Here is a 14,609-nt window from a genome sequence, read left to right as displayed (position 1 = left end):
CATGGAGTGTTCTTTTTGTGGTAGAAAGCGAAGCGAGGTTGAAATGCTAATTGCGGGTGTGGATGCACATATATGCGATGATTGCATTATGCAAGGGTATCAAATTGTTTCGGAAGAGAGTGGTGGTAGGGATAAAAAGAAAAAGAAATCAACAGAATTTAAAATTGATCTTAAAAAACCGATTGAGATAAAAGAATATCTTGATGAGTATGTCATTGGTCAATACGAGGCAAAAAAGGTACTTTCGGTAGCGGTTTATAATCACTACAAAAGGTTGATTCATCTTAAAAATGTTCAGTCGAACAGCGTAGAGATTGAAAAATCAAACATTTTGATGGTTGGGCAAACGGGAACGGGCAAAACCTTGATTGCTAAAACATTAGCCAAAATTTTAAACGTTCCGTTTTGTATTGCCGATGCCACCGTTTTAACAGAAGCTGGCTATGTGGGCGAGGACGTGGAAAGCATTATCACGCGGTTGCTACAGGCTGCCGATTATAATGTAGAGGCCGCCGAGCGGGGTATTGTTTATTTGGATGAGGTGGACAAAATAAGCCGCAAAAGCGATAACCCAAGCATTACTCGAGATGTGAGTGGAGAAGGTGTTCAGCAAGGTTTGCTCAAATTGTTGGAGGGAACCATTACCAACGTGCCACCACAAGGTGGCAGAAAGCATCCTGATCAAAAATATATTGCCGTTGATACCAGCAACATTCTGTTTATCTGCGGCGGTGCTTTTGAAGGGATAGAAAAAATAATTGAGCGAAGAATTGCAACAAGCAAAGTCGGATTTAAAAATCAAAAAGACCAACAATTGGCTTCCAATCGGGATAATATTTTGCAATATATATCGCCGCTTGATTTGAGAAGTTTTGGGCTTATTCCTGAGATAATTGGCCGACTTCCGGTGCTTACCCATTTGGATACGTTGGATAAAGAGGCTTTGATTGAAATTCTTACAAAACCTAAAAATGCCCTGATTAAACAATACGAAAAATTGTTTGAATTGGAGGGTAAAGAATTGGTTTTTGATAAAAATGTCGTTGAATATATTGTTGACAAGGCCATGGAGTTTAAGTTAGGAGCAAGAGGTCTTCGGTCTATGTGCGAGGCACTTTTGTTGGACTATATGTACGAATCGCCATCTGATAAAAAATCTAAAAAAGTAACCATCAGTATAGACACAGCTCAAAAGAAATTGAGCAAGTTTCAGCAAAGAGCAGCTTAGTTTCTCTTTTTTTCGTTACTTCGAGGCCGTATGCTTGAAAAAAACAATCCAAAAGTTATAAACGGTTGGGCATTTTACGATTGGGCAAATTCGGTTTATAATTTGGTTATTACTTCTGTTGTTTTTCCGATGTTTTATCGAAAAATGACTCCCGAAAGAGTAGATTTTTGGGGACGAAATTTTGAACACATGGAGCTTTATTCGTATGTGTTTTCTGCCTCATTTTTGGTTGTTACCATCATGGTGCCGCTGCTAAGCGGCATTGCCGACTACACCGGAAGCAAAAAAAGATTCCTTCAGTTTTTTTGTTATTTGGGTGCGGCATCGTGTGTAACCTTGTTTTTTTTCAATCCAAATCATCTTGAACTTAGTTTAATTTCTCCTTTTTTGGCCAGCATTGGTTTTTGGGGAAGTTTGGTTTTTTATAACTCTTATTTGCCCGAAATTGCAACACCCGATATGCACAATAAAATCAGTGCCAAAGGATTTTCTCTGGGCTATATAGGTAGTATTTTATTATTAATTTCCATTCTAATTGCCATAAAAACATTTCCAGAACAAGGCGGTCTTATTCCTCGACTTGGCTTTGTGGCTGTTGGCCTGTGGTGGGCTGGTTTCTCCCAAATAACCTATGCCCGACTACCGCATAATGTGTATAACAAAAAACCAATAAAAGAGGCAGGATACATTTTTAAAGGTTTTAAAGAATTACAGAAAGTGTGGCAAGAGCTGCGACATTTGAAGCAAGTTAAACGGTTTCTATTCTCCTATTTCATCTACAATATGGGAGTTCAAACCATAATGCTGCTGGCAGTTGTTTTTGCCGAAGAAGAAATAAACTGGCCTGTTGTGAACGGCGAAGTGGATACCAGCGGATTGATAGTCAGTATAATTCTTATACAGTTGGTGGCGGTTTTGGGTGCTATGGTCATGTCACGAATTGCTAAAAAAATTGGCAATATTTGGGTTATTAAAATTGCCGTTCTTATATGGATAGTGGTTTGCCTTATTGCATACAATATCTCTGAGCCTTCAGAATTTTATATTCTGGCAGCCATTGTTGGTTTTGTAATGGGTGGAATACAATCGATGAGTCGCTCCACGTATTCGCAGATGCTGCCAAGCGAAACCACCGACCATGCTTCCTATTTCAGTTTTTATGATGTTTTAGAAAAAATTGGCCTCATCATCGGCCCATTTTTATATGGCTATACCACTGGAAATTTTGGAGGAATGCGAAATGCGGTTATCATACTTGCCTCTATTTTTGTGTTTGGTTTTATAAGTTTGTTTTGGTTGAAATCAGAAAAGAGCGAAAAGCAATTGAGTGCTTTGTAGTTTATGCACACTTTCTTTAGTCAACATATCGAAAATGATAAAATTATTCTTGACGAAGAAGAAAGCCGACATTGCACCAAAGTAATGAGATTGACCATTGGTACAAGCCTTTGGGTTATTGATGGAAAAGGTAACAGGTACACTTGTGCCATTGAAACCGCGGGAAAAAGAGTGAGTTTGGATATTTTAGAAACCAAATTTCAATCTCAAAAATCTACGTGTGTGGTGGCTGTCTCTCCGACAAAAAATGCGGATAGAATGGAGTGGATGACCGAGAAAATGGTTGAAATTGGTGTGCAAAAAATTGCTTTTATCCAAACCGAAAACAGCGAACGAAGCCGTTTAAATTTGGGTAGAATTGAAAAAAAGGCGATTTCGGCTTTAAAACAATCCGGAAATTTGTGGATGCCCGAGTTAGTGGCCGATCAAAAACTAAACGATTTTATCAAAACCGATGATTCAGAAATAAAACTTGTTGCACATTGCTATGAAGGTCAAAAAGCTACTATCGGCAATATAATTTCACAAAAACAAACCACAATTTTAATAGGCCCTGAGGGAGATTTTTCAGAAACTGAAATTAAAGGGTTGATAAACGGAGGTTATCTGCCCACTTCTCTCGGAAATTCGAGATTGAGAACCGAAACGGCAGCAGTGGTGGCATGTACTTTGATAAATCATTTTACGTTAATTTAGCAAACTCAAAATGAACAGAAATTTTGCAATTGTATTGTTAATCTTTTTAGTGGGAACATCGTTTTCGCAGCGATATTCTATACAAATAGCCAAAGTAAAATACAATGGGGGAGGAGACTGGTATGCCAACCGGACGGCTCTTCCAAACCTAATAAAATTTTGCAACGAAAACCTAAAAACCAGCATTGACCCCGCCGACCAAACCGTAGAAGTGGGCAGTTCAGATATTTATAATTATCCGTTTATTTATCTAACAGGTCATGGAAACGTGGTTTTTTCAGACAATGAAGCTGATAATTTGAGAAAATACTTGGAAGCTGGTGGTTTTTTGCATATCGATGATAACTATGGTCTGGAGAAATTCATTCGCCCACAAATGAAAAAAGTGTTTCCCGAATTGGATTTTGTTGAATTACCGTTTACGCATACACTATATAGTCAGAAGTTTAAATTTCCGAACGGCCTGCCAAAAATTCACGAACACGATGGCAAACCACCAAAGGGATATGGCTTGATTTATCAAGGAAGATTGGTGTGTTTTTTTGACGTAGAGTGCGATTTGGGCAATGGTTGGGAAGATTTTGGCATACATGGCGATTCGGAAGAAACCCGCCAAAAAGCCCTAAAAATGGGAGCCAATTTGGTGCAATATGCCTTGACAAATTAATGAGTCCAAAAACTTCAATTCTTTTTGTCGTTAATCCGATTTCTGGAGGAAAATCAAAAAAGAATATTCCACAACTAATTGATAACTATTTAGATAGCTCCATATTTTCGATTGATATATTTTGGTGGAATAAAGCGGATGAACTTTTGGGAAAGGTCAATCATTTTATTGAATCGAACGGAGAGGTGGTAATAGCCGTAGGTGGTGATGGAACAATAAACTTGTTGGCTTCTATGTTGAGCAAGACAAATGTTGCATTGGGCATAATACCGATGGGAAGTGGAAATGGTTTGGCACGCGAACTGGGTATTTCAATGAATCCGCAAGAGGCCATAAAAGCATTAAATTCTGCCAAAATAGAATACATGGATCTTGGGTTGCTAAATGGTAAAGTGTTTTGCAATGTGGCCGGAATCGGCTTTGCCGGACAAGTGGTTAAAACATTTTCAACAATAAAGCGTAGAGGGTTGTTCTCGTATATTTTGGCAGTAAAAAAAGAATTCAATAAGGCTCAAAATACGCAATTCGAAATAAAATTGGATGAAACAGAAACAGTTGAAACAGCTTTTATGTTGGATGTGGCAAATGGCACACAATGGGGCAATAATTTTTTTGTAGCTCCCGATGCCAGCTATACCGACGGCGAGCTTGATTTTGTATTTTTAAAGAAGCCAAAGATGATTCAAATTCCTGCTTTTGTTTGGTCGTTGTTGCAAAAAAAGAATCATAAACTCATAAAAAGATACCGCTTAAAAGAGGCAACAATTACCCTTAACGAACCACTTTTTACTCATTTGGATGGAGAGTGCCAACAGGCTGAAAATCAATTAACTTTTTCGATAATTCCTTCCGGATTAAAACTGTTTCGCTAAACAACTTTATGGTATCCATTTGTCTTTTCCGAAATCAGGTTTCCTTTTTTCAAGAAAAGCATTACGGCCTTCCTTTGCCTCGTCAGTCATATAGGCCAATCGGGTAGCTTCACCGGCAAACACCTGTTGTCCCACCATGCCGTCATCGGTTAAGTTCATGGCAAATTTTAGCATTTTTATACTTGTGGGAGATTTTGCCAAAATTTCCTGAGCCCACTCAAAGGCGGTGTTTTCAAGTTCGGCATGTGGAATTACTGCATTTACCATACCCATTTCAAAAGCTTCTTGTGCCGAATAATTTCTGCCCAAAAAGAAAATTTCTCGTGCTTTTTTCTGTCCCACCAATTTAGCCAAATAGGCAGAACCGTAACCGCCATCGAAACTCGTTACATCTGCATCTGTTTGTTTAAAAATGGCATGTTCTTTACTGGCCAAAGTCAGGTCACAAACCACGTGCAGGCTATGTCCACCGCCAACGGCCCAACCCGGCACCACGGCTATAACTACTTTTGGCATAAACCTAATAAGACGTTGCACATCCAAAATATTCAACCGATGATAATTGTCCTCCCCAACATAGCCTTGATGACCTCTGGCACGTTGGTCTCCACCACTGCAAAAAGAATATACTCCATCCTTCGTACTCGGACCTTCTGCACTCAACAAAATCACGCCAATCCTCGTATCTTCCTGGGCATTATGAAAAGCATCTAAAAGCTCGGAGGTGGTTTTGGGGCGAAATGCATTGCGAACATTGGGGCGATTAAAAGCGATGCGAGCAACGCCGTTACATTTTTTATAAGTTATGTCTTCGTATTCTTTGGCTGTTTGCCAGTTGATGGTGTTCATATTTTATATTTTATGCAAAGGTAAGGAAGGTGGGGTATCTTTAACTCAAATAAGAAAAGGACGTTTGAAAAGCAATAGGGCTCATAAAACGTTTATGAGCCTTTCATTAACCTCTTATCAAAATAGAAAGGCTTTGTTTCAATTATTCTAACAATAGAACCGAAGTTGGAAGATAGTGGATTTAAGAGAATATTTTGCTCCTCAGGAATAACCACGGAAGGAACGGTTGTGGCCAATTGTGATGATTTTACCCAGTTGTCTCCGGTGCGTTGTGATGCAGATTCAAATGGCAAACTTTGCCAGTTTTGGGGGAGGGGCAACAATGGAATATTCTCTAAATCTATTTTTAAGATAATCATAAACATATCTTCGGGAAGCTTTGTTGAGGCCAGGTTTACCAACAATTCCAATACGGCCAATGAGCGAGATGAAGCAGCATATAGCATAGGTGTGCCAACACTATTCCATCTACCACCGTATAGTTTCGACCCCTCACCAGAAAGATCTAATGCATATTTTTCTTTAGCAAGCCGATAGACTAACATTATGAAAAAATGCCATGCTCAATTCTTCCCAAAACATCTTGCACCATTTTGATGCCGAAAGTGTTGTCTATAATCGAGATGGGCTCAACATCTCCTAGGGCTATGTTGGAAACGTGAAGCCAATCATAAAATGCCTGATTAGAACCCAAAACCTCTTTTCCTCGTTTAAAAAGCAGAAGCACCTCTAATATTTTCTCGGCATATATGGACTCAAATTTTTTGTTTTCTTTTTTATAGCGTTGAAAGGTACGTTCAGACAAGTGAAGCAAATTGCTCCATTCGTTTTGGTTAAAGGGTATTTTATTTGATTGATTTTCAAATAGTTGAAAAGGAATGCCCCTCTGGCTATACGAAACTAAATAGGGCATAGCAGGCTCTTCTACGAGTGGGGTTATTTCTTCGGGTAAGTTATATTTTTTCATAATAAACCGACATTTGTCCAACAAATTTACGACATTTTTCGTTGGTTTAATAATTTTTACCAAAAAAATCTCGCATCAATATTTTCTTATGCTTATAAAAAAACTCTCAATTTACATATTCCTTCTATACTCGCCACCCACTTCAAACAATGCGTTGGTAATTTGGCCAATGGAGCATACTTTGCATGCTTCCATCAATGCGGCAAATACATTTTGGTTTTTTAATGCTGTTTGCTGAACGTTTTTCAATTCCGCTAAAGATTTATCCGCATTTCGTTGGTGAAGATTTTGCAATGTTTGTATTTGAAACTGCTTTTCTTCTTCGGTTGCCCGAATTACTTCTTGTGGCACTATCGTGGGTGAACCTTTGCTACTCAAAAAAGTATTTACCCCAATAATTGGATACTCACCAGTATGTTTTAGTGTTTCATAATACAAACTTTCTTCCTGAATTTTTGACCGTTGATACATGGTTTCCATTGCTCCCAACACACCACCACGCTCAGTAATTCGATCAAATTCGGCCAATACCGCTTCTTCCACCAAGTCCGTCAATTCTTCAATTACAAAAGAACCCTGCATCGGATTTTCGTTTTTGGCCAAGCCCAATTCTCTATTTATAATAAGCTGAATAGCAACTGCTCTTCGTACACTTTCTTCGGTAGGAGTAGTAATGGCCTCGTCGTAGGCATTGGTATGCAGCGAGTTACAATTGTCGTAAATGGCATAAAGTGCCTGCAAGGTAGTACGAATATCATTGAAATCTATCTCTTGAGCGTGCAAACTTCTACCACTCGTTTGGATATGGTACTTGAGCATCTGGCTTCGTTCATCTGCACCATATTTTAGTTTCATGGCTTTAGCCCAAATTCTTCGGGCAACTCGACCAATTACGGCATACTCAGGGTCAATTCCATTGGAGAAAAAGAACGACAAATTAGGCCCAAATTCGTTGATGTCCATACCTCTGCTCAGGTAGTATTCTACATACGTAAATCCATTGGCTAAGGTAAATGCCAATTGACTTATTGGGTTGGCTCCAGCCTCGGCAATATGATAACCCGAAATACTTACTGAATAAAAGTTACGCACCTTATTATCAATAAAATACGACTGCACATCTCCCATTAATCGCAATGCAAATTCAGTACTAAAAATACAGGTATTTTGAGCCTGATCTTCTTTAAGAATATCAGCTTGCACCGTGCCTCGTACTTGAGCAATGGTTTCTGCTTTAATTTTTTCGTACACTTCTTTTGGCAAAACCATATCACCAGTCATGCCCAAAAGCATTAAACCGAGTCCATCATTTCCTTCGGGCAATGCTCCGTTGTATCGTGGTTGTACAGTTCCTTTTTCGTTAAAATATGCGTCAATTTTTTGTTTTACTTCCGCTTCTAAACCATTTTGTTTGATGTAAATTTCGCATTGTTGGTCAATAGCGGCATTCATAAAGTAGCCCAACATCATTGGTGCCGGCCCATTAATTGTCATTGATACAGAGGTAATTGGATCGGCCAAATTAAATCCAGAATACAATTTTTTTGCATCGTCCAAACAACAAATACTCACACCAGAGTTGCCAATTTTTCCGTAAATGTCAGGTCGATGGTCTGGGTCGTTACCATAAAGTGTTACCGAATCAAAAGCCGTGCTCAACCTTTTGGCTGGCATTCCTTTGCTCAAATAGTGAAACCGTTTGTTGGTGCGTTCCGGGCCACCTTCTCCTGCAAACATACGGGTTGGGTCTTCACCTTGTCTTTTAAACGGATAAATACCCGCCGTGTATGGAAATTTTCCAGGAACATTTTCTTGTAAATTCCATTGTAAAATATCTCCCCAATCGTTGTATTTGGGCAAACTCACTTTTGAAATAGGCAAATGAGAAAGCGATTCGGTTGTGGTTTTTACTTTTATTTCTTTTCCCCTTACAAAATAGCTAAAATATTCCCCTTGATATTGTGCTTTAGTTGCATTCCAATCCTTTATAATATCTTGATTTTCAGGAGATAGCTGACGAAGGAGTTCATGTTTTTTTGATTCTAAATCCGTAGTTGCAAAATTTTCAACCAAATCAATCCCATACAACTTCCTTGCAATTGCCGCTTGTTCGGTAGCCCATTTGTCATAACTGCGGTTATTTTCGGCTATTTCTGATAAATAACGCACTCTTTTTGGTGGAATGATAAAAATCTTTTCCGACTCATCTTCTTCTTTCTCAAAATGGGAATGAAAATCGTTTCTTGTTTTTTGTTTAATGGTTTCAAACAACTTGGCGTACAATGCGTTCACGCCTGGGTCGTTAAATTGGCTGGCAATCGTACCAAAGACCGGCATAGAGTCCGCATCTTCGTCAAATAATTTATGATTGCGTTGATATTGTTTCTTTACGTCTCTAATTGCATCGGCAGCACCCCGTTTGTCAAATTTGTTTATGGCCACCAAGTCGGCAAAATCGAGCATATCAATTTTTTCGAGTTGGGTAGCCGCACCAAATTCAGGAGTCATTACATAGAGCGAAACATCGCTGTGGTCGGTAATTTCCGTGTCGCTTTGACCAATCCCTGAAGTTTCGAGTACAATTAAATCGTATCCTGCCACTTTAAGAATGTCTTTGGCCACATCAATATGTGCCGAAAGTGCAAGGTTTGCCTGACGTGTTGCCAACGAACGCATGTAAATACGCTCATTTCGTATGCTGTTCATCCGAATTCGGTCGCCTAATAAAGCTCCACCAGTCTTTCTTTTGGATGGATCTACTGAAATTATGGCCATTTTCTTTTCAGGAAAATCAATTAAAAAACGACGAACCAATTCGTCCACCAAGCTCGATTTACCTGCACCGCCTGTTCCCGTTATACCCAACACTGGGGTATTCAATGCATTCGCCTCATTTTTAATGCGTTGAATAAGATCTTTATTCTCTTCAGGAAAATTTTCAACCGCCGAAATCATTCGGGCAATGGCCATTTTATTCCCTTTTTTAAAAGACTGAACTTCTCCATTCAGATTTGCTCCCGTTGCAAAGTCCGATTTTTGTACCAAATCATTTATCATGCCTTGCAAACCCATTGCTCGTCCATCGTCGGGGTGGTAAATACGAGCAATTCCGTAATCTTGGAGTTCCTTTATTTCGGAAGGCAATATAGTTCCTCCACCTCCGCCAAAAATCTTGATATGGCCGGCTCCTTTTTCTTGCAACAAATCGTACATATACTTAAAGTACTCATTATGACCACCTTGATAGCTGGTCATTGCAATGGCATTTGCATCTTCTTGAATGGCAGTGTTCACCACTTCCTCCGCACTTCGGTCGTGGCCAAGATGTATTACCTCGCAGCCCGTGCTTTGGATTATCCTACGCATCACATTTATTGCCGCATCGTGCCCGTCAAACAGCGAAGCAGCCGTAACTATTCGAACTTTATTTTTTGGAGTATAGGGAGATTGTTCTTGCATAAACTCAATATAGGTGTGGCAAAGATAAAATACTTATTCTCAAAATTCTCAAATACAAAAGACCCGCTCTCGCAGGTCTTTAAAATTCTCTCTTTTAGAGAGCACAGTTAAATGTAGTAATTCTAGTTTGAGATTCTACCTGTCGCAGGTATCATCAATAGTAGTGTAGCATTAATAATAAACAGATATTAGATTTTCTTAGTAGTTAAAATGTAGTAGTGTTCTTAAGTAGTGCGTAGTATTTATCAAATATTGTCAAATTCTTATTATCGTTTTTTTGAAATTATATTGTCAATACTTGTGCCAAATGTCTAGATAACCGTAGGATGTGTTGTTTAAATAATTGAATATTAAATGTTTATAAATTTGCTCGAGGTTTTGGATTAATGACCAAATTGTCTCAAAAATGGAAAAAATACCAAATTTGAGACAATTTCTATATTTTGTTGACAAAATTACAAGTCGGTCTTTCTCATTTTTTTTCAAGATTTTTGTCCGATGCATATTTTAAGAGGGTTTTTAGGTTTATTTTTTCTACTTTTTGTAGCTTATGGTTTTAGTAAAAACAGAAAGTCTATAAATTGGAGGTTAGTCTTATCTGGAGTTGGTCTTCAGTTGATTCTAGCAGTGTTGATTTATAAAGCCCCTGGCTTTGATAGTTTTTTTGGATGGCTGGCCACTGGTTTTACTCGTCTGCTTTCATTTACTGATGAGGGTGCAAAGTTTATTTTTGGGAAATGGCCCGAAGTAGCTCAGATTTTTGATATGACCACTGGCACTCCGGTGGCCCATACCATTGGGTATGTGTTTGCATTTAAGGTTTTGCCAACCATTGTTTTCTTTTCAGCCTTAACATCATTGCTATATTATTTAGGAATTCTTCAAAAGGTGGTATATGGGTTTGCTTGGGTATTGAGCAAAACGATGAGACTTTCGGGTGCAGAAAGTCTTGCAGCAGCCGCCAATATTTTTGTTGGTCAAACGGAGGCTCCACTTGTGGTAAAACCCTATATAAGCAAAATGACGAAATCTGAAATTTTGTGCCTCATGGTTGGTGGCATGGCCACTATAGCAGGTGGGGTTTTTGCAGCATTTATTGGAATGTTGGGTGGAGCAGATCCGCAAATGCAAGAAATGTTTGCCAAACATTTATTAACAGCTTCCATATTATCTGCTCCTGCTGCCATTGTTTTTGCAAAAATGCTTTTGCCCGAAACGGAGGAAGTAGAGAAAAAGTTGGATATTGATAAAGAAAAAATTGGTGCAGACCCGCTTGAGGCCATATCTACCGGAACAACGGAAGGAATAAAATTGGCCGTAAATGTGGGCGGAATGATTCTGGTTTTTTTGGCTTTTATTGCAATGTTCAATTTTTTTCTAACCAATATTATTGGAAGTTTTGATGGTATTGGCTCTTGGAAATTTACCAGTTTAAATGAAATGGTAAAAAGCAACACCATTTATCAAAGTTTTAACCTCCAAATGATTCTTGGTTATGTATTTGCTCCGGTTGCTTGGCTCATCGGAATTAGTTCAAACGACATGATTCTATCCGGACAATTGCTCGGTGAGAAAACCGTTCTGAATGAGTTTATTGCCTATATTTCCTTGTCAAACTTCGAACATTCAGCGGCCTTTGTCCATCAGCGTTCAATAGTAATATTAACCTATGCCCTTTGCGGATTTTCAAATTTTGCAAGTATTGGAATTCAAATTGGAGGAATCGGCACGTTAGCTCCAAATCAACGCACAACTCTTGCAAAACTGGGCATGAGAGCATTATTGGGGGGCACATTGGCTTGTTTAATGACTGCCGCTATAGCCGGAATTTTCTACTAATGCAAAATAGATCTTTTCTTTATGGCGATGGCTTTTTTGAGTCGATAAGAATTATCGATAAAAGCATTCCATTGCTAAACCTACATTTGGAAAGAGCTCAAAAAACGGCTCTATTTTTTGGTATGAATTGGCCAAAAAAATGGGATGAACCATTTTTTAAACATGAAATATTCGATAAATATGAACTAACAAATGGCGTTGTTCGAATAACCTTTTATCGGGCAAATGGCGGACTTTATTATACCGAAAATGCAGAAATTTGTTTTGAAGTATCCTCAAGGTTAATGAACGAAACTGGCATATTTCTTTTAAATGAAAATACAACTTCTGATAATCTAATCCGGCAAATTAGTGAGCTGAATGAACTAAAACTTGTGGTTGGTACTTATATCAAAAAGCCAATTAATCCATTATCCCCATTCAAATTAAATTCGGCAATACTTTATGTATATGCGGCTCAACAATTGAAAACAGCGAATGGAATTGATGATTTATTTCTGCTAAACGAAGATGGAAATATTTGCGAAGCACTGAGTAGCAACGTTTTAATTTACATTGATGGAAATTGGATAACTCCAAATATGCAAACTCAAGGCCCCGTAAATGGCGTATATTTTGCTTATATGAGGCAATATATTTCTGTAAAAGAAAAAACAGTTACCATTAATGAATTAAAATCTGCCGAATTGATTTTGTTGACCAATGCCACCCTGGGCATCCGAAGGGCTTGTTTAATAGGATAGTATTTCAGCCATTTTTATGAGGGATGTATCAATTTTCTTTTGATGGCTTATCGCCTCTGTAAATGGAGTATATTTAACTTGGTCATTAACCACCCCAACCGTTACATTTTTTTCGCCATTTAAAAGTGCCAAAACGCCTTCATAGCCCAGCCTACTGGCCAAAACTCGGTCTTTTGCTGTTGGGCTACCACCACGTTGAATATGCCCCAACACCGTATTTCTAATGTCAATATCCGGAAATTCTTTTTTTATTTTTTCAAAAAGCACGGAGGAGTTTCCGGTAGTTTCACCTTCAGCCACAACAATAATTGAGAACGATTTATTCCTGCGGTTGGCATTGTTAAAGTGTTGTCTAACCATTTCCATTTCACCAGTTCTTTCGGGAATGAATATGGCTTCGGCACCTGCCGAAATACCCACCTGAATGCCAATAAAACCGGAGTCTCTTCCCATAACTTCAACCAAAAAAACGCGGTTGTGGCTGTCGGCGGTATCTCGTATTTTGTCTATTGCCTCTACGGCAGTGTTTACGGCGGTGTCGTAGCCGATGGTGTAATCGGTTCCATACAAATCATTATCAATTGTGCCAGGCAGTCCAACGGTCGGAATGTTATATTCTTCATAAAGTTTTAAAGCTCCGGTATAAGAGCCGTTTCCACCAATACACACCAAAGCGTCAATTTCGTGGTTTTTGAGGTTCTCAAAAGCCTTTTTTCTACCTTCCGGAGTCATAAATTCTTTGCTCCTTGCAGTTTTTAATATGGTTCCACCTAACTGAAGTATGTTGGCCACCGATTTGCGACTCATTTCAACAAATTCATCCTCAATCATTCCTTGATATCCCCTTCTTACACCCATAACTTCAAGGTCATGGTATAATGCTGTTCTTACCACTGCCCGAATGCAGGCATTCATACCAGGCGAATCGCCGCCTGAAGTAAAGACTCCAATTCTTTTCATGGAAACAAAACAACAGAATTTATTTGAGAAGCGTAAAAAAAAAGACCGACTAAAAGCCGGTCTTTTTCAAAAAAATTAAAAATTTCTTAGTTGTCTTCAACCAAAACACTCACATTTATTGTGTTGTCAGTTCCGATGTTTTTAATCAACATCAAGGCATAACGGCCAGTAGAACTTGCAGGTTTTACAAAGTAAACGCTACCGCCAGTGATGTCAACATCGTTTGAAGTTGGCGAAGTGCTAGCAATCTCAGCATTCAATTTTTCAGATGTAGTCATTGCATTGAATTGAGTTGCAGAGTAGCTTGTTTTTCTAAATTCAGTAGCATTTTTGGTTGTCCAAGTGGCAACTTTAGTCATAATGCTTTGAACTCTTGAAGATGAAGGAGCACCAACAATGTGCAAGCTATTTGTTTCGTCCAAAACGTAAACCAAATCAACTGATGCAGAATTTGCAGTAGCATCTGTCAAGTTGTAAACGGTAAAGTCTGTCAAGTTCAATGAAGAACCTTCGGCAGCTTTTTGATTACCCAAAGTAGCGTCAACTGCTCTAACAGGTTTTGGAGTAGAAGTTCTTGTCAATTTAATTGATCTGGTAGTTTCATTTCCGTCTTTATCAGCCACGGTAAAGAACCACTCTTCGTAACCAACTTTGTTTTGAACCATGTTTGTGAAATCTACAGTCAAGGTTTTTGATTTGAAAGTAGTATCACAAAGAGTACACATGTCTGGAGTTACTTGTGAGCTTCCATCCAAACTAACACGAACTTTAAGAGATTCGATGTTTGAAGAATGAGATGCCTGAATGCCTACGGTAAATTCAGAACCTTCGGTAATTTCTCCATCTGCCGATATATAACCGGTATTAGATAAAAAGTTTAAAACAGGCTTGTCGGGTTCGGGTGTAACCCCAGGATCTGTACATGCATTAAGTACTAAAGTCCCGACAACGGCGAATGCAATCAATAAGTTAAATTTTACGTTTCTCATTA

At 38.7% G+C, this 14,609-nt stretch carries 13 protein-coding genes; 7 read left to right on the top strand and 6 right to left on the bottom strand.

Annotated elements, in window-relative coordinates; genetic code table 11:
• Window position 1 precedes the first annotated feature (1 nt).
• Genes clpX through H6607_10630 form a run of 5 tightly spaced genes read left to right on the top strand, consistent with a single transcriptional unit; the run spans window position 2 to window position 4,801 of the window.
• Window positions 2-1,228 (top strand): ATP-dependent Clp protease ATP-binding subunit ClpX, encoded by a 1,227-nt coding sequence (gene clpX, locus H6607_10650; protein ID MCB9262823.1) that lies wholly within the window; start codon window positions 2-4, stop codon window positions 1,226-1,228.
• A 30-nt stretch (window positions 1,229-1,258) separates the two neighbouring features.
• A complete protein-coding gene (locus tag H6607_10645) occupies window positions 1,259-2,566 on the top strand; it encodes an MFS transporter (protein ID MCB9262822.1) in 1,308 nt (435 codons plus the stop codon).
• A 3-nt stretch (window positions 2,567-2,569) separates the two neighbouring features.
• Window positions 2,570-3,262 (top strand): 16S rRNA (uracil(1498)-N(3))-methyltransferase, encoded by a 693-nt coding sequence (locus H6607_10640; GenBank protein MCB9262821.1) that lies wholly within the window; start codon window positions 2,570-2,572, stop codon window positions 3,260-3,262.
• Window positions 3,263-3,272: 10 nt separating this feature from the next.
• Window positions 3,273-3,929, top strand: a complete 657-nt coding sequence (locus H6607_10635; protein ID MCB9262820.1) for a DUF4159 domain-containing protein — start codon at window positions 3,273-3,275, stop codon at window positions 3,927-3,929.
• Window positions 3,929-4,801 carry a hypothetical protein gene (locus H6607_10630; protein MCB9262819.1) on the top strand — a complete coding sequence of 291 codons (873 nt, stop codon included), beginning with the start codon at window positions 3,929-3,931 and terminating at the stop codon, window positions 4,799-4,801. The genes H6607_10635 and H6607_10630 overlap by 1 nt, the downstream gene beginning before the upstream one ends.
• Window positions 4,802-4,807: 6 nt before the next feature.
• Here the strand turns inward: H6607_10630 and H6607_10625 are convergent, their stop codons facing one another.
• From H6607_10625 to H6607_10610, 4 genes are all read right to left on the bottom strand, one after another.
• A complete protein-coding gene (locus tag H6607_10625; protein ID MCB9262818.1) occupies window positions 4,808-5,650 on the bottom strand; it encodes a 1,4-dihydroxy-2-naphthoyl-CoA synthase in 843 nt (280 codons plus the stop codon).
• Between the two features lie 92 nt (window positions 5,651-5,742).
• Entirely contained in the window at window positions 5,743-6,195 is a 453-nt protein-coding gene (locus H6607_10620; GenBank protein ID MCB9262817.1) for an RES family NAD+ phosphorylase, read from the bottom strand.
• Window positions 6,195-6,617 carry a DUF2384 domain-containing protein gene (locus H6607_10615; protein MCB9262816.1) on the bottom strand — a complete coding sequence of 141 codons (423 nt, stop codon included), beginning with the start codon at window positions 6,615-6,617 and terminating at the stop codon, window positions 6,195-6,197. Before H6607_10615 ends, H6607_10620 begins: the two co-directional genes overlap by 1 nt.
• A gap of 111 nt (window positions 6,618-6,728) precedes the next feature.
• Window positions 6,729-10,076 carry a methylmalonyl-CoA mutase family protein gene (locus H6607_10610; GenBank protein ID MCB9262815.1) on the bottom strand — a complete coding sequence of 1,116 codons (3,348 nt, stop codon included), beginning with the start codon at window positions 10,074-10,076 and terminating at the stop codon, window positions 6,729-6,731.
• Window positions 10,077-10,574: 498 nt separating this feature from the next.
• Between H6607_10610 and H6607_10605 the strand changes: the two genes are divergently transcribed.
• Window positions 10,575-11,915, top strand: a complete 1,341-nt coding sequence (locus H6607_10605) for a Na+ dependent nucleoside transporter (GenBank protein MCB9262814.1) — start codon at window positions 10,575-10,577, stop codon at window positions 11,913-11,915.
• Window positions 11,915-12,658, top strand: a complete 744-nt coding sequence (locus tag H6607_10600) for an aminotransferase class IV (protein ID MCB9262813.1) — start codon at window positions 11,915-11,917, stop codon at window positions 12,656-12,658. Before H6607_10605 ends, H6607_10600 begins: the two co-directional genes overlap by 1 nt.
• Here H6607_10600 and pfkA read toward each other — a convergent pair.
• Window positions 12,647-13,618: a 6-phosphofructokinase gene (gene pfkA, locus H6607_10595; GenBank protein MCB9262812.1), complete on the bottom strand. Its 972-nt coding sequence runs from the start codon at window positions 13,616-13,618 to the stop codon at window positions 12,647-12,649. The two genes, H6607_10600 and pfkA, sit on opposite strands and share 12 nt — an antisense overlap.
• 86 nt (window positions 13,619-13,704) lie before the next feature.
• Entirely contained in the window at window positions 13,705-14,607 is a 903-nt protein-coding gene (locus tag H6607_10590; GenBank protein MCB9262811.1) for a hypothetical protein, read from the bottom strand.
• Window positions 14,608-14,609 lie beyond the last annotated feature (2 nt).

It is taken from the genome of Flavobacteriales bacterium (genome assembly GCA_020635395.1).
In the GTDB taxonomy this organism is placed as follows: domain Bacteria; phylum Bacteroidota; class Bacteroidia; order NS11-12g; family UBA9320; genus UBA987.
This window is presented reverse-complemented; position numbering and strand designations above follow the sequence as displayed.